Raw genomic sequence first — 22597 nt, forward strand, 5'->3', positions numbered from 1 at the left:
CATAAACAAAAACGGAGGAAATATTATGTGGCGTAAGTTAGTTATTTTTACCTTCCTAATCTTGTTAATTTCTTTCCCTGCTTATCAAGCTTTTGCCGATGTATATGCAAGCAATATCAGATTTACAAATCCGGATGGTAAAACACCGTTTGATGGAAGCTTTGCAGATAGGACGGGGGTGTTAATATGGTTTACTTTGAATGATTCCGCTTCTGTGGTTGAGGTGAAAATTTATCATGATGTTAATCCAGCACATGCAAAGACAATAACAGTTTATAATTTAACGCAAGGTGAACATAGCGTTTATTGGGATGGAACGCTTGATGATGGCACTACCGCTCCAACTGGAAATTGGGTTGTAGAAGTTAAAGCACAACAGTTGGGTGGATATAGTGCGTGGACACAGGTTTGGGAAAATCCTGTTTATACTGGCGCTGGGATTGGTTTAAGCAATAGGGATATTGACATTAACAGGGATCCGAATAGCAAAAATTTTGGCTTTATGTATATCACTGAATCAACGACATTTTATCAATATAATCGTATGATAAAGGTGAATCCTATTGGAACGCTTGTGACTGAATTCGATAGATCAGCGACATTTGTTAATTCCGATTTCGATCCCTGGCACATCGCAATTGGTTCAGATGGCAAAGCATATGTTACTTACAACACGCTAAAGCAGATTAGGGTTTATTATGATACAACGCTTGTTGATTCGTTTTCACTGCCGTTTTTACCAAGGGGGATAAATGTTAGGGATACGATTATTTATGTCACCGGTGATAAATATATTTACCGAATTGGCAAGACAGGTCATGAAATTTTATCAACTGATTCATTAGCTGGAGTAGCCTATTTCAGAGATATTGCAATTGATGACTCAGGATATGTATTTGTTGCAGGTGGTGCAAGCTCAACATCATATAAGAAAATTTATAAGTTTAAATGGACTGGAACGTCCCTTGGTGTTATTGACTCGGTTGAACTCCCGGATAATGTGACGCATATTGTGATTTATTCTGGAGCTGATCAAAATACAAACGTAGATGATATACTTTATGCAAGAGTTAGGGGAACGAATGGTGGGGTTTTCAAGGTGGTTTTCACAAATCCACCTTCTTTTGAGAAATTGTTTGTCCCAAGTACAAGTACCTCGGGAAGCCATGCGATAGCGGTTGATGTTGTTGGTAATATCTATTATGCTAATCCTTCCGCTGAACGTTTGAGGATGTATGCCCCACCATCTGGACCGAATTCTTATACAACAAAGGCGGTTGACCCTATTGTTATATCACAATCTGGCAAAGCAGCCAAACTCGTCACGCTTAAAGAAGCAAGAAAAGATGAAAATGGCGATTATAAGCCTGATTATATGGACACTGGTGATACGCTCTTAGTTTATGGGGTTGTGACCTCGCCAAATTATACTGCTAGTTCAGGGAATACCTCTTACTATATTCAGGATGAAACAGCCGGGTTAAATGTTTTTAAGTCTGGCACTGTATTAACCTTTGATCTTGGCGATTATCTTATGGTCATAGGCAAGATTACAGTTTTTAGAGGATTAACTGAAATTGAGCCATTGACTGGGGATTCAACATCTATAAAGGTTCTTTGGAAAAATCATCCTTTACCAGCCCCAAAGAAGCTTGCTGTTTCTGAATTCCTTTCAAACTTTGAATCTTACGAAGGACAACTTATTCGTTTAGATTCACTTTGGAAATCTTCAACTTCGCCGGCTTGGCCAGCTTCAGGCTCAGATGCAAATATGCGTTTCGTGTCATTTGCAAAAACTGAAACTTTAACTGTCAGAATCGATGCTGATACCGATATTGATGGACAACCTGAACCGCAATATCCCGTTAGCATTATTGGGATTGCAACCCAATTCACTTCAGGTACAACCGTTTATACAGGCGGATATCAGATTTCACCAAGATATTATGCAACTGACTTTATAACTGTGAATTTACCACCGTCTGCTGCAACACTTGTCTCACCTGCAGATAGTGCATTTGTTCATATCCTTTCAACTGATACCGTAACTTTTGTGTGGAATAAGGCAAAAGATGGGAATGTCCCTGAGGATACATTGATTTATATCTTTAAACTCGCAAATGATAAAAACTTCACTTCCACAAGCACCGTTATGGTTGATACTTTAACCGACACAGTAAAATATGTGAAAGGAGCTCAGCTCTTCCCGTTATTCCCAACCGGTGACACGACGCTTGTGCTTTATTGGAGAGTTGAAGTTACGGATAAGAAATCACCATCTGTTAAGTCCAATATCTATAGATTGAATCTTTCGAAACCAACTTCTGTTGAGGTTGTCGATAATGGAATACCAACGGACTATTATTTAAGTCAAAATTATCCTAATCCGTTTAACCCAGTTACTACGATTAAATTTGGTTTGCCCGAGGATGCACAGGTTGAGCTTGTGGTTTACAATGTCATTGGGCAAAAGGTTGCAACGCTTGTGAGCGAATATATGAGAGCAGGGCATTATGTTGTGCAGTTTGACGGCAGCAATTATGCTTCTGGAACATATTTCTATGTTTTAAGGGCAGGAAATAGGGTATTGAAGAATAAGATGCTTCTCATCAAGTAATTAAAGGCTTTGAACTTCGTTTCTTTCAAAGGCCCGGGGTTTCAAACCCGGGCTTTTTTGTCTCTATTTTGCACCCGCCTTTATTTTATGTCTCTATTCTCTACATTTTCCCCGCCTTGTAAAAAGTAAAATAATTATCTTCCAATAATTTCCAAATGGCATAGCTTTTGAAAAACTATATTTGTGAATCTAAATTTTTTAGAGTAAAAACTATATGAAACCAATTAACGAAAGAGATCCAGTCTTCCCAATAAGTGTTGTCGCTGAGCGACTTGGAATTTCCGAGCATACGATAAGAATGTATGAAAGAGAAGGTTTAATTATTCCTTACAAAAAAGGAAAGTGGTCACAGGTTGTTTAGCCAGGTAGATATGGAAAGGATAGAGTGCATAAAGAGGACGATTAGCGAGAAGAAGATAAGTATTGCTGGTATAAGAAGGTTATTAGCCTTGATCCCGTGTTGGGAAATTAAAGGTTGTGAGGATGATATTAAATATAGTTGCCCAGCATATGTTGATTATGAGAGGCCGTGTTGGTTACATAAGGCAAGTTTGAAGGGAGATTGTGCTACAAATGAATGTCGTGAGTGTCCAGTTTATAATTCTATTAAAAGTTGTGATGAGTTGAAAGAGCTTTTAAAACGATACATAGAAAAGTCAGCTATTTAAAAACAAACTAATTTAGAAAAAATGGAGCAAAACAAGCTTTCAATGGTAGTTTTCAGTGGTGATATGGATAGGTTGATGGCTGCATTCATTATTGCAACTGGAGCAGCAGCATCAGGAATGGAAGTAACTATGTTTTTCACATTCTGGGGATTGCAAGCAATTAAAAAATCAGAAAAAACCGGAAAAAGCTTTTTTGGGAAATTGCTTGGTTTTATGCTGAAAGATATAAATGGTGTCGGTCCAAGCAAAATGAACTTTGGTGGAATTGGTAGGTGGATGTTTAAAAAAATGATGAAGGCGAAAAATGTAGCGATGTTGGATCAACTTAGAAATATGGCTATTGAACTTGGTGTTAAACTTGTCCCATGTCAAATGAGTATGGAAGTGATGGAATTAACACAAGACAAATTAATACCCCAGGTTTCGCAGCCAGCTGGGGTAGCAACTTTTCTTGAAGAAGCAAGAAATTCAAAAATCACATTATTTATTTAAAAACAAAAAAGAAAAGGCTAAAATGACAGAACAAGTAAAAGTAGATTTGGTTCTTGATCTCAAAGGATTGCTCTGCCCTATGCCAATTGTAAAATTATCCCAAGCAATAAAGGATTTGCCTGTTGGAGCAGTTATTGAAGGTATAGCAACAGATCCAGGTGTTATGGCTGATGTTCCAGCATGGGCAAAGACAAGTGGACAAGAGCTCATTTCAATTGAACAGAGGGATAAGGAATACAGATTTTTGATTAAAAAGGTAAAATAAATTAAGTGGAGAAAATTTATGGATTTGCTTGGTTTAGCAAAAGCTGTAGCAATTGTTTCATTTGCATTTTTTGTGGTTGGATTGATTTATCATTACTATAAAACTAAACAACTTAGATTTCCTGTCGATTATGCACGGCCTAAGGGTTCGCATAGAATTGGTGTGCTTTATTCGTTCACTGTTGGAATGTTACCTTGGATGAAGGAGAGCACGAGAAGGCATTGGATTTCGTATTTGCGAGGGGTTGTTTTCCATGTGGGTATATTTACTGCACTTTTAGTTCTTTTGTTAAAATTTTTTGGAATTGAAATTAATTCATTGTTTGTAAATTTATTTGCATTTATAACTGGGCTTGGGGCGATTATGGGATTCGCTGGTGTTATAATGAGGGTTGTTGAGCAAAATCTTCGCAAAGTAAGCACGGTAGATGATTTCATCTCGGTTTTTTTAGTTAGTTTATTTCTTATGTTTGTGTCTCTTTCGCTTATTGATTTAAGCTTTACAACCCCAATGTATTTAATTTCTGCCATCACTCTTTTCTACGCACCGCTTGGGAAAATAAGGCATTGTCTCTATTTCTTCTTTTCAAGGTTTTTCTTTGGAGTTCATCTTGGGCGTAGGGGAATTGTCCATAAATATACGGAGGTAAGCTATGGCAAATAATGGGAGTGTTCAAAAAGCGCTTGAAATTTTGGAAAAGCAGTTGAATCAACCTTTAAAAACTGCACTTGAAGTTTGTGCAAGATGTGGTATTTGTGCTGAAGCATGCCATTATTATGTAGCCGAACCTAAAGTTGAACATGTGCCAGCTTATAGAGCAGAACAATTGAGAAAAATATATAGAAAGAAGCATAATTTCTTTGGTAAATATGTATCATGGCTTGTAGACGCCGAAGAACTTGATGATGAAAAGTTTAACAAGCTTGTTGAAATGGCTTTTTCTGAATGCACTTTGTGTAGAAGATGCACTTTTAATTGTCCGCTTGGCGTGGATACCCCATTAGTTATGAGAACTATAAGAGCAATGGCAACTGCTACTGGGAAAGCACCTGAGATTTTGGTTATGCTTGCTGATTCAGCGATAGCTAAAGGAGAGAATCCAGAGATTTTCAAAGAAATGTTTCTTCAGCAAATTTCACAGCTTGAAAAAGAACTTCAGGAATTAACAGGTAATCCAGAAGCAAAAATTCCAGTTGAGAAGAAAGGCGCAAGGGTTTTATATGTTGGGCTTGCGGGTGCGCATACGATTATTCCGCCAGCGATAATTTTTAACGAAGTTGGTGAAGATTGGACTTTGAGTATTTATGAAGCTGCGAATTATGGGGTATTTCTTGGTGATGTTGAGAGGGCGAAGAAAATTGCCAAAAGGATAATTGATGAAGCAAAAAGGTTGAAAGTTCAGGAAGTTGTGGTCGCTGAATGTGGTCATGCTTGTGCTGCTCTTGTGTGGGATGCCCCAAATTGGTTTGCTGAGAAATTTCCATTTAGAATAAGAAGCGTAGTTGAAGTTGTTGCTGAATATATCCAAAAAGGTAAATTAACTCTTGACCCTAAAGCTAATTCTGAGCCAGTTACTTACCATGACTCGTGTAACCTTGCGAGAACGGGAGGTATATTTAGAGAACCAAGAATTATTTTAAAGGCTGTTGTAAAAGATTTTCGTGAGATGAATCCGAATGGGATAGAAAACTATTGTTGTGGTGGAGGCGGAGGTCTTGTAGCATTGCCTGAATATTACGAGAAAAGAATGAGAGCTGGCAAACCTAAGGCTGAACAGATAAAGAGAACGGGTGCGAAAATTGTAGCTGCAGCTTGTGAAAATTGTAAGCTTCAGCTTGGTGATTTGAATAATTACTATAATCTTGGTGTTGAAGTGAAAGGGCTTGTTGACCTGGTTGCAAATGCAATTTTATATAGAAAGAAAGCTTATGCAAGTTCAAATTAATTAAGCACCTGTGCCATCGGGTGATAACCTGGTGGTAAAAACCAAAGGTAAATTGCGATAAAAAACAAAACCTAAAACTAAGGAGGTCGACAAGCCATGAGAAAATCCTACTTCGTTATTTGGATTATTTTATCAGCATTTTTATCAACTTTGATCTTTGCCCAGGATCCTGCCAACTTTGGAACGAGTCTTCATAAGACAAGAGAAGGCAAACGCACCTGGTATAAGAGTGCAAATGGTGGATTTGAGAATATTACAAATATCCCTGTTGAAGATGTAAACTGTTTGAAATGTCACCCGGGCACAAAGGCAGATGAGACACCGATTGATCCTGCTACATATACCCCTGATTGCTATGATTGCCATAATTTTTCACAGGGTACAACTGTTTCAGATGACATCTGTCTTAAATGCCATAGCAGGCAAAAGAATGAAAAAGCACTTTATCCCGGAGTTGATGTTCACTTTGCGAAAGGCTTCAAATGTATGACATGCCACACAAAGAAAGAAACGCACGGAGATGGCAATTCATATCAAAGTTGGCTTGATCCCGGTGCAACAGAAGTGAAATGCGAAAACTGCCATTCACCACTTGCTAGCAATACTGCCCATGATATTCATTCAGCGAAAGTTCATTGCACCGCTTGTCATGCTAAGACAGTTATTTCGTGCTACAACTGCCACTTTGAGAGTGAAATTCAGGCTAAGATTAAACGACCATATGGTATAATTCGGGACTTTTTACTTTTGGTTAGAAGAATGCCAGAAGGGAAAGTATATTCAGGAACATTGATGAGCTTAACATACCAGGGTAAGTCATTTGTCACCATAGCTCCGTATAGGTCCCATGTTATTATGCCGAAAGATTCAACAAGGAAATGTTCAGAGTGCCATAATAATGCCAATGTTCAAACTTATAACCAAACTGGTGAGATTTATGTTGTTAAGTGGGATACTGCTCAGAAAAAATTAATCAACACCAAGGGAGTTATACCTGTTCCACCAAATTGGCAAACATCTTTGAAGTTTGACTTTGTTGATTACACGGGTAAGGTTGATTCAGCAACTGATCCAACGAAATGGGTATTTTTGAAATCTGGAACTGATTTAAGGCAGGAACTCAGTCAATATGTTGCGCCTTTGACCTCTGATCAAATGGCAAAACTTTCAATGGCTGTCTCTGTAAAAGATGCTGTTAAACTTATCCCATCGGAATTTAAACTTCTGCAAAATTATCCGAATCCGTTCAATCCAACGACGACGATCGAATTTCACCTGCCCAAAGAAACAAATGTCACTTTGAAAATTTACAACTCAATTGGTGTTGAGGTTAAAACTTTAATTTCAAATGTAAAGTATAGCGCTGGGATACATAAGGTTAACTTTGATGCAAGCAACTTACCAAGTGGTATTTATATTTACAAGATTACGACGCCAGAATTTAGTGACTACAAGAAGATGGTTTTGTTGAAGTAAAGAATTTTTCATTCATTTGGAATTTTGAAATTTAAGCTGCCTGCGGGGGCAATTTGCCCCCGTTTTTTGTTTAACTTGCTCTTTGAAATTTTGGGTGATTTTTTTAACTTTTTAAAAGTTAAAAATTAACCCAACATATTATGCCAGAAAAGAAAAGGACACCTAAGCAAACTGAGAGAAAGCGAAAGGAGACACGGGAGATAATTGATCCAAAATATCATTTTTTAATTTATATTTTGCTGATCGTTGCCTCGCTATTTATTTTCTTTAATGAATCGTTGTTCAAGGGTAAAATTTTTATTTCGGGTGATATAATCGCCTTTAAAAGTTGGAATGCTTTAATTGAAGACGCTCGAAACCAAAAAGTTCCGCTTCTATGGAATCCTTATATTTTTTCGGGAATGCCAGGGTATGCAAGTTTAAGTGTTGGACCTGAAAGACCATTTGATTTAATCGGTGTTGTACACGGTTTTATTTTAAATACTATTGCGAGTCTTTTTTACAAGTCGTGAAGTTTTTGATATAGTTTTTTATATGGTTTTTTATCTCGTCGTTATGGCTATAGGTGTTTACCTTTTATCAAGGCATTTGATGTTTGGTAGGTTTATTTCTTTTGTTGTAGCTTTAGCGACAGTTTTTTCAACCTTTTTTATCGTTTGGATCACTGTTGGCCACCAGACGAAAATTATTACAATGTCAATGCTTCCATATGCGTTATTGCTAGTTGATAAACTCACAAACAAGTTTAAATTATTATACTTTGTTCTGCTCGTAATCGTCTTATGGGTTATATTTTCCGCGTCACATATTCAAATGATGTTTTATGTTTATCTTACTATTGCGCTTTATTATCTTGTTTATTTGATTTACAAGATTTCTAAAAAGGAGAATCTGCTTGGCCTGCTTCGTTCCGGGCTTCTTTTTGCCCTTGCTACAATCTTAACATTTGGAATTTTTCTTGATAAGTATTTAACTGTTCTTGAGTACAACAAATATTCTATAAGGGGGCAGCCACCAATTACTGAAAAAATTAAAGCACAAGAAGCACAAAAGTCCAACCCTCAAAAAACAGGGCTTGATTATGAATACGCAACTCAATGGTCATTTAGCCCTGGGGAAGTTTTCACTTTTGTAATTCCTTCCATATATGGATTTGGATGGAGAAATTACGCAGGCGTTTTAACTGGTGGGGAAACCGTTCGTATAAATACTTACTTTGGACCGATGCCATTTACTGATGCAGCGAATTATCTTGGTGGCGTCGTTGTTTTCTTGGCGATTGTTGGAGCTGTTTTCAATTTTAAAAAGAATATTTTTGTTAAGTTTCTTGTCATTCTTTCCCTGATTTCGCTTTTAATTTCGTTTGGTAAAGAGTTTCCGTTAATTTACGATCTTTTCTTTTATTATGTTCCATATTTTAACCGATTTAGAGTGCCAAGTATGATTTTATCTCTGGTTATGTTTGCAGCTCCGATACTTGCTGGATACGGATTAAACGCGATTATCGATTTTTATAAAACAGGGAGTTCGGAAAAAGTAAAAAATATTTTCAAGAATTTATCTTTCGCTTTTATAATCTTGTTTGTCCTTACCTTTATATTTCAGGGTTTCTTTTCGGATATTTATCGATCTCTTTTTGCCGATGATAAAGCAATTTCAATTGTAATTCGCAACAATTTTGGTTTTGTAAATCAGGAACTTTACAATAGAATTGCACCTCATGTCTATCAATTTATCTTTGATAACTTCTTAAAGGATTTTCGAATTTTCTTTATTCTTTTAGCCTTTTCATCTGGCTTAATTTATTTACTGATATCCAAGAGGATTAGTTTAAACTTATTCAACCTTGGAATTGCTGCACTTGTGTTGTTTGATTTATGGCGTGTTGATAGCATAACACTTCACTATTCAGATAAAGAAGAGCTCCGCTCGATTTATAATCCCCCTGATTATGTTGAATACATTAAACGGGACACGAGCCTTTATCGTGTTTTAGAAATTTCGGGTGGACAACCGGTAATGTCGAACCATCTCGCATTATATCGTCTTCAAAATGTTTATGGCTATCACGGTGCAAAAATTAGAGCGTATCAAGATTTAATAGATGTCGCTGGAATCCTTAACCCATTTGTTTTGAATCTCTTAAATGTTAAGTATATCATAAGTGATAGATATGACTCGATTTACGGCAATCTTGTTTTTAACGGAACGAAAAAAGTTATTTTTAACCCAAATTATCTACCGAGGGCGTTTTTGGTAAACCGTTATGAGGTTACTGAACCTTTGACTATACTTTTAAGGATGAAAAATGCTGATTTCAATCCTCGTGATGTTGTATTTCTTAAAGATTCGCTGGATGTAAAAGTTGATCCACCCGGTGAAAGCGCAAGCGCTGAAATCATGGAATATCAAATCCAGAAAATAAAGTTGAAGGTAAAAGCAACTGGAAATAACCTCTTGTTTTTAAGCGAAGTTTGGTATCCAAGATGGAAATGTTTTATCGATGGCAAAGAAGCTCCAATTTATAGGGCGAATTATGTTTTTAGAGCGGTTGTTGTTCCACCCGGTGAACATGAGGTTTTATTTATTTACAAAGACGAAAAATTTGAACTCGGAGGGAAGATCAGCTTAGCCTTGAACCTTTTTATAATTGCTTTGTTTTTTGTCTCACTTGCTCCTAATGTTATAGGGATGTTAAAAAAGAAGTTTCAAAAGTAAGTGAACATTTTGATCCTCGCACATAAAATGCCGTATCCACCTAAGGATGGTGGAAGCATTGTAACATTAAATTATGCTAAGGAACTTTCGCGTTTGGGGTGCAGTGTGACTATTCTTGCGATGAACACATATAAAAGAAGATTCAAGATCGAAGAAATTCCAACTGAGCTCAGGAATATGATCAAGTTTTACGCTGTTGATGTTGACACAAAAATTAGACCTTTATATCTTTTGGTTAATTTATTTCAAAAGAAATCATATCATATTTGGCGATATGGCTCTTCGGATAAGTTTAAAGAAAAGTTGATCGAGCTTTTAAAGAACAATAGATTTGATATTGTCCAGCTTGAAGGGTTATACCTTGCACCGTATCTTAATGTGATAAGGGAAAATTCAAAAGCAAAAGTTGTTTTACGAGCGCATAACATTGAATATGAAATACTTGAACGATATGCTGAGTGGGAAAAATCATTGCTGAAAAAATTATGGCTAAAAATTCAGGCAAGGAGATTGAAAAAGTATGAACTTGGGGTATTAAATAGTTTTGATGGTATTGTTGCCATTACAGATAGAGATGCAAAGATTTTTAAAGAAAGTGGTTGTAGAATTCCAATCCATGTTGCACCTGCCGGAATTGAGATTGAGAATTATAATCCAAGTGAAGGTAAAGAATCTGACTCGCTCTTTTTCATTGGTGCGTTAGATTGGTTTCCGAATCAGCAGGGTCTTGAATGGTTTTTGAAAAATGTATGGCCGAGGGTTTATGAAAAGTTTCCAAATTTAAAATTTTACATCGCTGGGAGAAATCCACATTTGTGGAAGTTCTCGAAGAAGATTTCAAAATTTCCAAATGTTGAACTTATTGGCGAAGTTGAAGATGCGCGTGAGTTTATGGGGTCGAAAGGGGTGATGATTGTTCCCGTTTTTTCGGGAAGCGGAATAAGGGTCAAGATAATTGAAGCGATGGCGATGGGTAAGATTGTTGTTACGACAAGCGTTGGCATTGAGGGTATTGATTATGGTTGTGTTAATAGCGTTCTGATTGCGGATACAGTTGATGAATTCATTGAGAAAACGGTGTTTGCTTTGATGGAGGTAAAAAATCGAAATCAGGATAGGGAAACCACATTAAGTTTTGTCAGACAAAATTTTGATGTGAAGAAAATTGTTATAAAAAATATTGATTTTTATGAAAATTTAATTTCAAAGTGAGATATGGATTTGATAGAAAGGGGAAGGTATATCATAGAGTTGAATAAAATTATTGAAAAATTTAGGTTAAGCAAATTTAAAAAATTTTTAAAGTACCCTCTTTGGACGGTTAAAGTATCCATCTTAAGTCGAATTCTGCACAATTTTTTAAGGGACAAGGTAGCTATTAATTCTAAAGTTAAATTATTTTTTGATGAAGAAATGTATTTAACTTATCCGCCCAATTATGGGATTAAATTTTATAATGCGTACGTTGAAGAAGACTGCGAGGTAAGAGCAACAAAGTTTTTAATAAAAAATTTATCTAAAGGTGATATATTTTTTGATATAGGTGCAAATCAAGGTTATTATAGCATATTATCTTCTAAATTGGTGGGAGATAGTGGAAAGGTTGTCGCTTTCGAGCCCGATCCAAATGTGTTTAAGATATTACAGAAAAACAAGAGAGATAATATGACTATTTTAAATTATGCTGTTTCAGATGAAAATGGGCCAGTAGAGCTATACTCTTTTTCATCACTTTCAACACTATCAACGTTAGTTAAAACTTACTCTGCAATGGTTGCGGAGGAACGTAAATTTAAACCTGTTAGATTTACTGTTAAATCAATAACGCTTGATTCATTTTGCTCAAATTTTAAATTGATCCCAACCTTTATGAAAGTTGATGTAGAAGGGGCGGAATTTTTAGTTTTGAAAGGCGCTGAAACAATTCTGAAGAAATATGATCCAATTATAATTCTTGAAACTTGGGTTGATAACTTTGATACTTTCCATAAAGATGTTCTTGAATTTGCAATCAAATTAGGCTATAGAACCTACATTATAAATGAAGATGGCGCCATTGAATTTGCGCGTGATTTAACAAAATATTTTGAAAAATTACTTAATAGATATAAGATAATTGGTGAAAAGTTATACACAGATAACTTAGTTTTCATGAAATCATGAGATTAACCTTTATTGGTTCATTTGTTAAGCTGAAAACCGGGATTGAGCGAGTAAATGAAGAGTTAATTAATCTTTTAGTTCAAGATGCTGAGGTTGAACACATTAATATAATTGCGCCGAGGAACAAGGCTGATTTTCGTGAGGATATTACAAAAAGCAACAAGATTTCAATACATACATTTCCACCATCATTATTTTATGTTAATAAATTTTTAAAAACTGTTTATAAAAATCCTGTCTTAGTCATAGCTAACATTAGGCCCTGGGCAATTTTAGTCTATAAGTTCTATCCATTTTTTCATAAAAAGACAAAAATACTTCAAATTGTTCCTGATATTATCGCCTGGCACTATCCGAAGTTTTTCCCATTTTTAACATCTTTTACATTTAAAATTTTCGGCATATTCTTTAAAAATTTTCCAACTTTATATGTTGTTCACTCTGAATTCACGAAAAAGGACATGATGAAAGAGTGGGGGATAAGCGAGAGCAAGATAAACGTTGTTCCACTTGGTTCGTTTGTTAAACCGATGATTCCAAGGGAGAATTTCATGGGAAGGAAAGTTTTATATGTGGGAACAATCGAGCCACGAAAAGGGGTTGACAAATTACTTGAAGCTTTTGAAATTGCCAAGAAGGAAATTCAGGATATAGAATTGATTATTTGTGGCAAGATGGGCTGGAAGGTTAAAGATTTAGGAGAGAAGTTGGAAAGACTTTCAAAGGAGGGAAAAGGTGTAAAATATTTAGGCTATGTAAGTGATGATGAACTTATAAAACTATTTCGTGAAGTTGATGTTTGTGTTTATCCTTCTATTTATGAAGGGTTTGGTTTACCACCCCTTGAAGCGATGGCGTTGGGTTGTCCTGTTATTGTTTCGGGTAACTCGTCGCTCCCTGAAGTTGTTGGTGAAGCGGGATTAACTATAAATCCATATGATCCAAAAGAAATGGCAAGTGCAATTGTTCATGTTTTAAAAGATGCCAACTTAAAGAAAAAAATGAGCTTACTTGGAATTGAACGAGCTAAGGCGCTGGATTTGGAAAAGAATTTGGCGAAGCTAATTAAACTCATAAAAAGTTTAAAATGAAAAAAGTAGCGTTGGTCAGAGGGAATGGGCTATCTCCATTTGAGCTTCAATATTATTATCCTTTAAAAGATAAATTTAAGTTTACAGGGATCTGTTCTTTAAAAAATCCTTTTTCGGTTGATGGTATAGAAATAATTAAACTTCCTTCTGTTTACGATTTTGAGATTTTGTTTCCGCGAAGTTTTAAAATTAGAAAAATTTATCAGCATATTTTTTATTATGAACTATTTTGGCAAAAGATGTTTGGACTTGAAAGGGTCTTGGAGAGTTTCGATATAATTCATTCTGCTGATGTTGAGTATTACTACACATATCAAGCAGCAAAAGCCAGGTTAAAATACGATAAAAGATTAGTTATAACGCAGTGGCAAAATATACCATTTGCTTATGCATCTAGAGGTTATAGATTCGTCGAAAGCAAAAGATTCAAAAAATTAAAAGAGGCTGTTGATGTTATTATTGCTAAGTCGGAAAGGGCTAAACTGTCTCTTGTTCTTGAGGGTTTTCCAGAAGAAAAAATTGTGGTAATAAAACCTGGGGTTGATCTGAGTAGATTTAAACCCATGGAGAAGGATAAGATATTAATGAGGAAGCTTGGAATAAATGAAAAAGATAAAGTTATTCTCTTTTCGGGACGATTACATTGGCACAAAGGTGTCTTTGTACTTTTGAACGCTTTTAAGTTGTTACTTATGGATAAAGAGGTTGATCCAAGCATTGTTAAGTTATTAATCGTAGGGACGGGCGAGTTAGCGAATGTCCTTAATGATTTTGTAAAGTTTTTAGGCATATCAAGAAATGTTATTTTTGTGGGATTCGTTGACTATAATGAAATGCCTAAATATCATAACCTAGCTGATGTCTTTGTTCTTCCAAGCGTTCCAACTCAAAGATGGCAGGAGCAATTTGGGATGGTTTTAATTGAGAGCATGGCTTGCGGAAAGCCTGTTGTTACAACTCTTAGTGGTTCCATCCCTGAGGTAGTAGGGGATAAAGCAGTTCTTGTTCAACCTTTTGATTTCCTTGAGTTATATAAAGCGTTAAAGAAAGTTTTATGCGATGAAAAGTTTGCAAAAGATTTGGGAGATAGGGCAAGGGAGTTTGTAGTTCAAAATTATAACGCTGAAGATGTCGCCAGAAAAATTGAGAACGTTTACAACTCATTGTTGTGATTAAATTGTCAAGTCAAAAGGCAAGTTGAAAATAAAACAATGAATAAGAAATCCTGAAATTACATTAGTTGTTCCAGACGCTGCAATGAAACAATAAATAATTCAAACTAACGTCGAATAAAGATAGTAAAAATGAACATTTTCTTAGTCTTTGATAAAAATCAAAAATGCACAACTGGTGTTTATATATACAAAGAGCTTAAGAAGTTAAATCACAATGTGAAGATTTTGTATCCCGAAGAAGTTAGAAGTAATTTATCTCCTAAGCCTGATTTGATATTAGCCATTGACTATGGAGCTCACTATATTTTTGATGTTGATTTTCATCCCAAGGCTATATGGTTAATTGATACACATCTTACCCTCAATTGCGATAAAATAATGGCTGAGTTTTTTGATGTTGTTTTTGTTGCACAAAAAAATAACTTTGAAAAACTTAAAAATAGATTTTCACATATATACTGGTTACCTTTAGCTGGAGATCTAGATTATCATGGGAAAAAAATGACTACAATTAAGTATGATATTGCTTTTGTCGGAAATTTGGGCAGAGGCACGAGAAAAATTTTGATGACCGAATTGATAAATAGATACCCAAACAGTTTCATAGGAAGAGCCCCTTGTGATCAGATTGGCGAAATTTACAGTTCGTCTAAAATAGTGGTAAACTATTCAATTAAAAATGATGTTAATATGCGGATTTTTGAGGCTGCCATATCTGGTTCTTTACCTATGACAAACCAGATATACGATAACGGATTGGAAGAATTGTTTGAAATCGGGAATGAAATTGTGACATATGATGGGACTCTCGAAGATCTAACTGAGAAAATTAACTATTATTTAAAACATGATAGTGAAAGAAATAGAATAGCGGAAAACGCTTATCAAAAAGCTATAAGCTCGCACACTTATTTGCACAGGGTAAAGTTTATCCTAGAAAAAATTGAACAAAATAAAAATTTTATAGTATGTTATTGTGCTTCAAAGAATGTAAAGCTGTCAAGGTTTAGATTAAAGTTCAATGAGTTAATTTTGTATTTGCGGGATGCTTTCGATGTGATAATCTCAAAAATAAAAGAATTAAAATATATGCGACTAAGATTACATTGGTTCGGGAAAATCTAATGCCTCGGCTGAAGATGTCGCTAGAAAAATTGAGAACATTTACAATTCTTTATTATGATTAAATGGTCAAGGCGGAAAGCAATTAGCGATCTTTCAATAGCATTTATCTCACAATATCTCACACAATTTATACTGTTCTTTCGTAATTTTATCTTTGCAAAACTCCTTGGTCCTGCCGACTTTGGACTTTATAGTGCAATCTTTCTCTTTTTCTCATACGGAAATTATAGTAATCTTGGCGTCATTGACGGGCTTTCGCGCATCGTTCCATATGAACTTGGGGCGGGACGTGAATCAAAAGCGAGGGAATTTCTTGGCTCAGGTTTTTGGGGTTTAAATCTTATAACATCTGCATTTTTAATTTCGGTGATCGTTTACTCGTTCATTTCACCATTTGAAACTATAGTTGAAAATAAAACAGCAGTTATTTTAACGGCAATAGCTGTTTTGTTGAATCAGAACTTCACGTATGCCTTACTATACTATCGTGTAAAACATAACTTCAAGAAAGCCTACATTTTTCAGCTTATACAAGCGTTGCTCGATTTAACATTTTAAATTCTTTTACTTTTTAAATTTAGAACTGTTGGAATTTTCTTGGGCATGACGTTTTCATTTCTGCTCGTGTGTTTTCTCTCATTAAAGGGAGTTCTTAGGGAAATTAACCTTATAATTAATTGGAAGCTTTTAAGGAAAATCCTTGGAGTTGGATTTCAAATTTTACTCATTGGTTTTACTTATGGTTTTTTGATGAGCATAGATAAATTTTCCGTTGCAAATCTGTTTGAGAAATCCAAGATGGGGTTTTACTCAGTTGCTGTTGGCTTCGGGGTTATTCCGTATTTTGCATCTGTCACAGTTGGACAGTTTATTGGTCAAAGAATGATAGAGGAATTTGGAAGGTCAAAGTTAAAGGAGAATTTAAAAATTTTTCTCGATGAGTCGTTGCTTGTAATTGCTTTTATGACACCGCTTATTTCAATGTTAACTATTTCGTTGGCTGAGCCGCTTATAACAATTTTCTTGCCTAAGTATGTTGAAAGCTTAAGATACATCGATAAACTTTCAATCGCTTACTATTTTCTTTCACTTGGGGCTATGCTTGGTACATTTTTGATAGCTGTAAATCAACAAGGCAAGATCCTTGTTTTAAATTTAATTTTTATCCCATTTATACTTTTATTGAATTTTGCCGTTTTTAAGAATGGGTTCGACTTACTTGGTATCGCATATGTGACTTTTGTAAATTTTTTCCTGCGAACTTTTATATTGTTTGTTTTAAGTTACGTCAATTATTCGAAAATTTTTCCATCGGTTATTTCATTTGTCAAATTTTCGCTTCCATCTTTACCAATTTTAATGGTTTTTGCGTTGAAGTTTGTAAGAGTTGATGCATATTTAAGATTTTATTTGCGAATTTTAATCGCTTTTGTCTGGTTTGGGGTTTCAATCTATTATTTATCTCGGAAAACTCAAATTGTTTCAAGTATGATGTCGATTGTGAAAGAGAAAGCTTGGGTGTACTTGGAAAAGGCTCGGGATATATTTTAAACTTGGTTTGTTTATTTAAGGTTTGATTTTTAATTTTTAATCGAGGTGAAAAAAATAGTGAAAGAAATAATGATGAAAGAAAGAGGACACATACTTTGGATAGATGATGAAATTGAACTTTTGAAACCACATATTTTGTTTCTTGAACAAAAGGGATATAAAGTTTCCGTCGCCACAAATGGCGATGATGCTGTTGAGTTTTTAAGGGAGAGTGGAAAAGACATCGATTTAATTCTGCTTGACGAAATTATGCCAGGCAAAGGAGGATTGCAAACCCTTTCTGAAATTAAAGAGTTGTTCCCAGGAATCCCTGTTGTGATGGTGACAAAGAACGAAGAAGAGAGTTTGATGGAAGAGGCGATCGGACGCAAGATAAGTGATTATCTGACAAAACCTGTAAATCCGAGCCAGATTTTAATGGTTTGCAAAAAATTTATCGAGGCGAAAAAGATAACAAGTGAAAAGCTGACAGTTGAATATTTGCAGGGTTTTCGTGCGATTGAAAACGCTCTTATGACGGAACTTGATTATCAGGATTGGATTGAGATTTATCTGCGTTTGATAAAATGGGATATCGAACTTGATGAACATCCAGAGCTTGGATTAAGGGAATCGTTGTTCGAACAAAAGAGGCGTTGTAATATTGAATTTGGAAAGTTTATCGAGAAGAACTACCCCGAGTGGATCGAATCTGAGAACAGGCCCGTGTTATCAACTGATATAGTTCAAAGGTATATAATCCCTGAAATTGAAGATGGTAAGAATGTTGTGTTTTTTGTTATAGATTGTATGCGACTTGATCAGTGGTTTGTGATGGAGAAGGAATTACATGATTTCTTTATAGTTGAGAGGGATTATTATTACTCGATTCTTCCAACGGCTACGCCGTATTCAAGAAATGCAATTTTTAGTGGTCTGTTTCCGATAGAAATTGAAAGAAGATTTCCAGAGTTATGGGAGGGAAACAATGATGAGGAAAGGAGCCGAAACAAGTATGAAAAAGAGTTTCTTGAGGATTTGCTTCAAAGAAACCGTGTAAAGTTAAAATCTAAGGTAAAGTATTTTAAGATAATCGACCCGGACTTTGGAATTGGTGTTGAACAAAATATAACCACTTATGCGCAGGGTCAGCTGACAGCTATTGTAGTTAACTTTGTCGATATGTTAGCTCACAGTAGGGGTGATTCAACTGTAATAAGAGAATTGTCATTTGATGAATCCGCATACCGTGCGGTGACAAATACTTGGCTTGTTCATTCGTCATTTTATAGGATGCTTAAAACACTTTCGAAGATGCGAAATGTGGTAATTTTCGTTACAACTGATCATGGTAGCATCAGGGCTTTGCGTGGCTCAAAGGTTCTTGCGGATAGGGAAGCCGCTACAAATTTGAGATATAAGTACGGAAGGAATTTAAAGTGCGACGAAAAGGAAGCAATTTTTATCGAAAGACCAGAAACGTACAAACTTCCGAAAAGAGGTGTTGCAATAAATTATATAATTGCAAAGGAAGATTACTATTTTGTTTACCCGACCGATTATCATCATTATTTAAATTTGTATAAAGATACATTTCAGCATGGCGGTGTCTCGCTTGAGGAGATGATAGTACCGATTGTCAAACTTATTCCCAAGATTTGATGCTGGGGAAATTCTTGACAAGAAGTGAGAATGAAACGATCAATCTTGGACGGGAATTTTCAAAAGTTTTAAAGGCTGGTGATGTAGTTGCGCTTTATGGCGAGCTTGGCTCCGGAAAAACCAGATTTATTCAGGGCGTGTGCAAAGGTCTTGGGGTTAGTGAAGTTGTGAACAGTCCAACATTTATAATAATGAACAGATATGAGGGAAGGTTAAAGGTGTATCACTTTGATTTTTACAGGATAGATGAAGTTGATGAGATAATTGAGATAGGGTTTAACGAGTTTATATATAACGATGCTGTTTCATTGATAGAATGGGCGGAGAAGGTGGGGGAAATTTTGCCGGATTCAAGGTATGAAGTGGTTTTAAATTTTGGGTCAAATGAAAACGAAAGGATAATAGAGATAAGTAAATTATGATTCTGGTGCTTGAAACATCAACTGATTTATGTTCTGTAGCCGTTATTGCAAATGGAAAAACAAAATCAAAAATAGAAAACAACATTCAAAAACTACACGCAGAGAAACTAATTTCGTTGATAGATCAAACGCTAAAAAACATAAATCTAAGCTTGGACTTAATTACCGCAATTGCTGTATCAATTGGTCCGGGTTCCTTTACTGGTTTGAGAGTTGGATTAAGTATTGCGAAGGGTTTATGCTATACTACTGGAAAACCTTTGATTGCTGTGCCCACACTCGATGCGCTTGCTTTAAAGGCGACAAAAGTCTGCGAAGTTGTTGGAAGATATATAGACGATGCTCTGTATGTTTGTTCCATTTTAAATGCAAAGCAGAATGACTTTTATTACAGCCTGTATAAATTTCAAGATGGCAAACTTCTCAGAACTACACCATATCTATTTGGAAATGCAGATGAAATTATGCGAGAAATTAAAAGAGGATTTGTTTTAATTGGTGATGGAATTGTAAATTTAAAGGAAAATCTTTATAATCAAGATGTAATCTTTATTGATGACGATGAATTTAATCACCCTGATGCTTTTTATGTAGGCAAGGTAGCCGAGGATAAATATAAGATGGGAGATTTTGCTGATATAGCTTCCATCGAGCCACTTTATGTAAAAGAGTTCACAATAAAAACAAAGTAAAATTTTTCATGTCTTGGTTTAAAAGATTAACTAAGAACATATCAGGTGAGCGAAAGGAGCTCCCTGAAGGACTTTGGACAAAGTGTGAGGGATGCGGAGAAATAATACATAGGTCACAACTTGAGCTTAACTTGTGGACCTGCCACAAGTGTAATTATCACTTTAGAATAAACAGCTACGATTATATAAACATTTTAATTGATAAAGGAACATTTAAAGAAATTGACAAAAAAATTCGATCTGTTGATGTCTTAAATTTCGTTGACACAAAGCCTTACAAGGAGCGGTTGAAAGAAGCTATGAAAAAAACTGGATTGAACGAGGCGATAGTTACAGGCTTAGGGAAGATGAATGGGATATCAGTTGTGATTGGAGTGATGGATTTTAGATTCATCGGTGGCAGTATGGGCTCTGTAGTCGGTGAGAAGGTAGCAAGGGCTATTGAAAAAGCGTATAAGACAAAAAATCCGTTAATAATTGTATCTTCAAGCGGTGGCGCAAGGATGATGGAAAGCGCGCTTTCTTTGATGCAGATGGCAAAAACTGCTGCGATGCTGACTAAGTTAGCTGAAGCTAGGATTCCTTATATTTCTGTTTTAACAGATCCTACAACTGGTGGTGTTACAGCAAGTTACGCTATGCTTGGTGATATAAATATAGCTGAACCAGGAGCTTTAATAGGTTTTGCGGGACCAAGGGTGATAAAGCAAGCTACTGGGAAGGATTTGCCCGAGGGATTTCAACGAGCTGAATTTTTGCTTGAGCATGGATTTATTGATTTAATCGTTCATAGAAAAGAGTTAAAAAATAAACTTGTTCAAATTCTTAAACTCCTTCTTGAAAAGTAAGCTATGAGGGGGAATTTGTTGAATAGTGGAGGTGCCGGGAGTCGAACCCGGGTCCGGAGACCAGGCACTTAAAACATCTACACACTTAGCCTATCTTTGGGGATTCGCTTTGCTGTTCGGGGATAGGCACCCACAGCAAAGCTATCTCAGGTAATTTGGCTCGCTATTTCCCCTGAGAACAGAAATAGCGACCGCCTGTCGTTAATCCACGCCCTTTATAGCCTGGACAGGCACAAGCTATAAAGGACGGGCTGCCATTTTAATTAGGCAGCCAAGGCATATGAATAGTTGGCACTTATTTTTCGCCGTTTGTTTTACGTGCAAACGGCAAAAGCACGGTGTGCCGTTTTAAGTACCTCCGGTCTCCGTCGAGACCACAACACCCCCAAATTTCAAAGAACGCAATGTAGATCAATCCAATTTTTAATAACTTCGTTCAACCTTATTAGGTTCCTTGATAAAATATAAATACAAAAATTGAAATTTTCAAGTAAGCATTGCGGCTTCTTTTCGAGTAAAGTAGCTAAATAAAATTTAGGTTGATTTTATATATCTAAGCTACATTATGTAAACTTAGATAAAAAAACACCCTCACCCTACAGCCCAGCTTGTTCAACGCAAGCTTGCAGTGATTTAGTGCATTTGGAACTTAATGCTAAATTTAACATCACAAGCACATTCATTTTGAAGCTTCCAAAGCTAACTCTTCACCTACATACCGGAACCGGTTTATTATATATTCAACCGTCCAAAACATTATCATTTCCATCTTCAACCTCAAACTTACTTTGTTAAGCAATCCACCAGGAATAAAGCCGTCACACTTAATTAAACGGCTGGTCATCCACATCCAAAGGGCTCCTTTAGCCGGCGTCCATAATCTTTGAACCTTTAACCCTGCCTTTTCAGCGCAGGTTCGTAGCGATTTGGATGAGAAAAGAAATAAATGGCGTGGAGGATCCCAATGGACCCAAGACTTACCAAACAAATACCTTCCTAAACTTTTAATATTCGGCGTAACCACAACAAGTTTACCATTTGGCTTTAGAATTCTGCGACACTCAGAAAGTAAACCTATGGGATCAGGCACGTGCTCAATTACATGATTCATGGTGATTACATCAAAACTATCATCAGGAAATTTGGCTTCCTCCAGCGTGCCTTGAAAAACCCTTAATCCAAAGTGATCTCTTGCAACTTTTACAGCTTTAGGATCAGGTTCAACACCCACAACATCCCATCCAAGATCTCTCATTTGAACCAAAAAATATCCATTGCCACAACCTATATCTAAAAGTCGCCCTCTTTCACTTGCTTTAAGCCACATTACATTTCCACCGACAAGCTCCTTAAGAGGTCCCATCAAGGATAAAACCCAGCTCCACCATTTACCTTGCCTACTTATCGAATAACCAAAGTTAGTTAGCAAAATGTTTGCTCCGATAGTTTCACATATGTTTGCCAGCTGTTTTTTAGAAGGGTCTTCCTCTTGATGTGTGTAATACTCAGTAGAATTTATCAATATCACTGTGAGAAGGCTGTGGATTCAACCATACAAGATCACATACAGGACAACGCATGAAAAACCAAGTGCCCGGTGCATTAAAAAATCGATCTTTGAGACCTTCATAAAAAAGCACCCCTTCATTACCACATAACAGACAAATCTTCAAAATTGTACTTTTTTCAAGCACAGGTTCATTCAAAC

The 22597-nt window shown here is 36.0% G+C and carries 22 protein-coding genes and 1 other RNA gene; 21 read left to right on the forward strand and 2 right to left on the reverse strand.

Going from position 1 to position 22597, the window contains the following annotated elements:
* Window positions 1-25: 25 nt before the first annotated feature.
* The 21 genes from AWW78_RS09385 (at window position 26) to accD (ending at window position 20889) form a co-directional block, all read left to right on the forward strand.
* Window positions 26-2617, forward strand: coding sequence for a FlgD immunoglobulin-like domain containing protein (locus AWW78_RS09385; protein ID WP_075426248.1), 2592 nt, complete (start codon window positions 26-28; stop codon window positions 2615-2617).
* 214 nt (window positions 2618-2831) lie between these two features.
* A complete protein-coding gene (locus tag AWW78_RS10875; RefSeq protein WP_276325953.1) occupies window positions 2832-2978 on the forward strand; it encodes a MerR family DNA-binding transcriptional regulator in 147 nt (48 codons plus the stop codon).
* 10 nt (window positions 2979-2988) lie between these two features.
* A complete protein-coding gene (locus AWW78_RS09390; protein WP_276325954.1) occupies window positions 2989-3285 on the forward strand; it encodes a MerR family transcriptional regulator in 297 nt (98 codons plus the stop codon).
* Between the two features lie 21 nt (window positions 3286-3306).
* A complete protein-coding gene (locus AWW78_RS09395) occupies window positions 3307-3777 on the forward strand; it encodes a DsrE/DsrF/DrsH-like family protein (RefSeq protein ID WP_047133522.1) in 471 nt (156 codons plus the stop codon).
* A 22-nt stretch (window positions 3778-3799) separates the two neighbouring features.
* Window positions 3800-4042, forward strand: a complete 243-nt coding sequence (locus AWW78_RS09400) for a sulfurtransferase TusA family protein (protein ID WP_047133523.1) — start codon at window positions 3800-3802, stop codon at window positions 4040-4042.
* An 18-nt stretch (window positions 4043-4060) separates the two neighbouring features.
* Window positions 4061-4705 (forward strand): hypothetical protein, encoded by a 645-nt coding sequence (locus AWW78_RS09405; protein WP_047133524.1) that lies wholly within the window; start codon window positions 4061-4063, stop codon window positions 4703-4705.
* Complete coding sequence (locus AWW78_RS09410; RefSeq protein ID WP_047133525.1) at window positions 4695-5987, forward strand: (Fe-S)-binding protein; 1293 nt, start codon at window positions 4695-4697, stop codon at window positions 5985-5987. The genes AWW78_RS09405 and AWW78_RS09410 overlap by 11 nt, the downstream gene beginning before the upstream one ends.
* A gap of 96 nt (window positions 5988-6083) precedes the next feature.
* Window positions 6084-7463 (forward strand): T9SS type A sorting domain-containing protein, encoded by a 1380-nt coding sequence (locus tag AWW78_RS09415; RefSeq protein ID WP_075426249.1) that lies wholly within the window; start codon window positions 6084-6086, stop codon window positions 7461-7463.
* A gap of 140 nt (window positions 7464-7603) precedes the next feature.
* Entirely contained in the window at window positions 7604-7975 is a 372-nt protein-coding gene (locus AWW78_RS09420) for a hypothetical protein (protein WP_047133526.1), read from the forward strand.
* Window positions 7950-10181, forward strand: coding sequence for a hypothetical protein (locus tag AWW78_RS09425; RefSeq protein ID WP_075426250.1), 2232 nt, complete (start codon window positions 7950-7952; stop codon window positions 10179-10181). The genes AWW78_RS09420 and AWW78_RS09425 overlap by 26 nt, the downstream gene beginning before the upstream one ends.
* A complete protein-coding gene (locus tag AWW78_RS09430) occupies window positions 10182-11393 on the forward strand; it encodes a glycosyltransferase family 4 protein (protein WP_075426251.1) in 1212 nt (403 codons plus the stop codon). It abuts the gene before it with no gap.
* A gap of 3 nt (window positions 11394-11396) precedes the next feature.
* Window positions 11397-12344 (forward strand): FkbM family methyltransferase, encoded by a 948-nt coding sequence (locus AWW78_RS09435; RefSeq protein ID WP_047133528.1) that lies wholly within the window; start codon window positions 11397-11399, stop codon window positions 12342-12344.
* Window positions 12341-13435, forward strand: a complete 1095-nt coding sequence (locus tag AWW78_RS09440; protein ID WP_075426252.1) for a glycosyltransferase family 4 protein — start codon at window positions 12341-12343, stop codon at window positions 13433-13435. The genes AWW78_RS09435 and AWW78_RS09440 overlap by 4 nt, the downstream gene beginning before the upstream one ends.
* The gene (locus tag AWW78_RS09445) at window positions 13432-14607 is read left to right on the forward strand and encodes a glycosyltransferase family 4 protein (RefSeq protein WP_075426253.1); all 1176 of its coding nucleotides are present in this window, start codon (window positions 13432-13434) and stop codon (window positions 14605-14607) included. Before AWW78_RS09440 ends, AWW78_RS09445 begins: the two co-directional genes overlap by 4 nt.
* Before the next feature lie 132 nt (window positions 14608-14739).
* Window positions 14740-15735: a CgeB family protein gene (locus AWW78_RS09450; protein ID WP_047133529.1), complete on the forward strand. Its 996-nt coding sequence runs from the start codon at window positions 14740-14742 to the stop codon at window positions 15733-15735.
* 54 nt (window positions 15736-15789) lie between these two features.
* Window positions 15790-16293 carry a lipopolysaccharide biosynthesis protein gene (locus AWW78_RS10950; protein WP_047133530.1) on the forward strand — a complete coding sequence of 168 codons (504 nt, stop codon included), beginning with the start codon at window positions 15790-15792 and terminating at the stop codon, window positions 16291-16293.
* A gap of 192 nt (window positions 16294-16485) precedes the next feature.
* Entirely contained in the window at window positions 16486-17286 is an 801-nt protein-coding gene (locus AWW78_RS10955; protein ID WP_333783401.1) for a lipopolysaccharide biosynthesis protein, read from the forward strand.
* Between the two features lie 69 nt (window positions 17287-17355).
* Window positions 17356-18927 (forward strand): T9SS response regulator signal transducer PorX, encoded by a 1572-nt coding sequence (gene porX, locus AWW78_RS09465; protein WP_320410001.1) that lies wholly within the window; start codon window positions 17356-17358, stop codon window positions 18925-18927.
* On the forward strand, window positions 18927-19349 hold the full coding sequence (gene tsaE / locus AWW78_RS09470; protein WP_047133532.1) for a tRNA (adenosine(37)-N6)-threonylcarbamoyltransferase complex ATPase subunit type 1 TsaE: 423 nt from the start codon (window positions 18927-18929) through the stop codon (window positions 19347-19349). The genes porX and tsaE overlap by 1 nt, the downstream gene beginning before the upstream one ends.
* Window positions 19346-20041, forward strand: coding sequence for a tRNA (adenosine(37)-N6)-threonylcarbamoyltransferase complex dimerization subunit type 1 TsaB (gene tsaB / locus AWW78_RS09475; RefSeq protein WP_075426254.1), 696 nt, complete (start codon window positions 19346-19348; stop codon window positions 20039-20041). The genes tsaE and tsaB overlap by 4 nt, the downstream gene beginning before the upstream one ends.
* Window positions 20042-20049: 8 nt before the next feature.
* Window positions 20050-20889: an acetyl-CoA carboxylase, carboxyltransferase subunit beta gene (accD, locus tag AWW78_RS09480; RefSeq protein WP_047133533.1), complete on the forward strand. Its 840-nt coding sequence runs from the start codon at window positions 20050-20052 to the stop codon at window positions 20887-20889.
* Between the two features lie 23 nt (window positions 20890-20912).
* On the opposite strand, the gene ssrA is transcribed toward accD, so the two are convergent.
* Window positions 20913-21276, reverse strand: a transfer-messenger RNA (tmRNA) gene (gene ssrA, locus AWW78_RS09485).
* A gap of 292 nt (window positions 21277-21568) precedes the next feature.
* Window positions 21569-22318 carry a class I SAM-dependent methyltransferase gene (locus AWW78_RS09490; RefSeq protein ID WP_141651975.1) on the reverse strand — a complete coding sequence of 250 codons (750 nt, stop codon included), beginning with the start codon at window positions 22316-22318 and terminating at the stop codon, window positions 21569-21571.
* Window positions 22319-22597 lie beyond the last annotated feature (279 nt).

Source organism: Candidatus Kryptonium thompsonii, from assembly GCF_001535985.1.
GTDB lineage: Bacteria > Bacteroidota > Ignavibacteria > Kryptoniales > Kryptoniaceae > Kryptonium > Kryptonium thompsonii.

What these genes read in the sequence shown, in the direction of transcription:
- AWW78_RS09385 (WP_075426248.1), top strand. Translation starts at nt 26, where the DNA reads ATGTGGCGTAAGTTAGTTATTTTTACCTTCCTAATCTTGTTAATTTCT.
- AWW78_RS10875 (WP_276325953.1), top strand. Translation starts at nt 2,832, where the DNA reads ATGAAACCAATTAACGAAAGAGATCCAGTCTTCCCAATAAGTGTTGTC.
- AWW78_RS09390 (WP_276325954.1), top strand. Translation starts at nt 2,989, where the DNA reads ATGGAAAGGATAGAGTGCATAAAGAGGACGATTAGCGAGAAGAAGATA.
- AWW78_RS09395 (WP_047133522.1), top strand. Translation starts at nt 3,307, where the DNA reads ATGGAGCAAAACAAGCTTTCAATGGTAGTTTTCAGTGGTGATATGGAT.
- AWW78_RS09400 (WP_047133523.1), top strand. Translation starts at nt 3,800, where the DNA reads ATGACAGAACAAGTAAAAGTAGATTTGGTTCTTGATCTCAAAGGATTG.
- AWW78_RS09405 (WP_047133524.1), top strand. Translation starts at nt 4,061, where the DNA reads ATGGATTTGCTTGGTTTAGCAAAAGCTGTAGCAATTGTTTCATTTGCA.
- AWW78_RS09410 (WP_047133525.1), top strand. Translation starts at nt 4,695, where the DNA reads ATGGCAAATAATGGGAGTGTTCAAAAAGCGCTTGAAATTTTGGAAAAG.
- AWW78_RS09415 (WP_075426249.1), top strand. Translation starts at nt 6,084, where the DNA reads ATGAGAAAATCCTACTTCGTTATTTGGATTATTTTATCAGCATTTTTA.
- AWW78_RS09420 (WP_047133526.1), top strand. Translation starts at nt 7,604, where the DNA reads ATGCCAGAAAAGAAAAGGACACCTAAGCAAACTGAGAGAAAGCGAAAG.
- AWW78_RS09435 (WP_047133528.1), top strand. Translation starts at nt 11,397, where the DNA reads ATGGATTTGATAGAAAGGGGAAGGTATATCATAGAGTTGAATAAAATT.
- AWW78_RS09440 (WP_075426252.1), top strand. Translation starts at nt 12,341, where the DNA reads ATGAGATTAACCTTTATTGGTTCATTTGTTAAGCTGAAAACCGGGATT.
- AWW78_RS09445 (WP_075426253.1), top strand. Translation starts at nt 13,432, where the DNA reads ATGAAAAAAGTAGCGTTGGTCAGAGGGAATGGGCTATCTCCATTTGAG.
- AWW78_RS09450 (WP_047133529.1), top strand. Translation starts at nt 14,740, where the DNA reads ATGAACATTTTCTTAGTCTTTGATAAAAATCAAAAATGCACAACTGGT.
- AWW78_RS10950 (WP_047133530.1), top strand. Translation starts at nt 15,790, where the DNA reads ATGATTAAATGGTCAAGGCGGAAAGCAATTAGCGATCTTTCAATAGCA.
- AWW78_RS10955 (WP_333783401.1), top strand. Translation starts at nt 16,486, where the DNA reads ATGAGCATAGATAAATTTTCCGTTGCAAATCTGTTTGAGAAATCCAAG.
- porX (WP_320410001.1), top strand. Translation starts at nt 17,356, where the DNA reads ATGATGAAAGAAAGAGGACACATACTTTGGATAGATGATGAAATTGAA.
- tsaE (WP_047133532.1), top strand. Translation starts at nt 18,927, where the DNA reads ATGCTGGGGAAATTCTTGACAAGAAGTGAGAATGAAACGATCAATCTT.
- tsaB (WP_075426254.1), top strand. Translation starts at nt 19,346, where the DNA reads ATGATTCTGGTGCTTGAAACATCAACTGATTTATGTTCTGTAGCCGTT.
- accD (WP_047133533.1), top strand. Translation starts at nt 20,050, where the DNA reads ATGTCTTGGTTTAAAAGATTAACTAAGAACATATCAGGTGAGCGAAAG.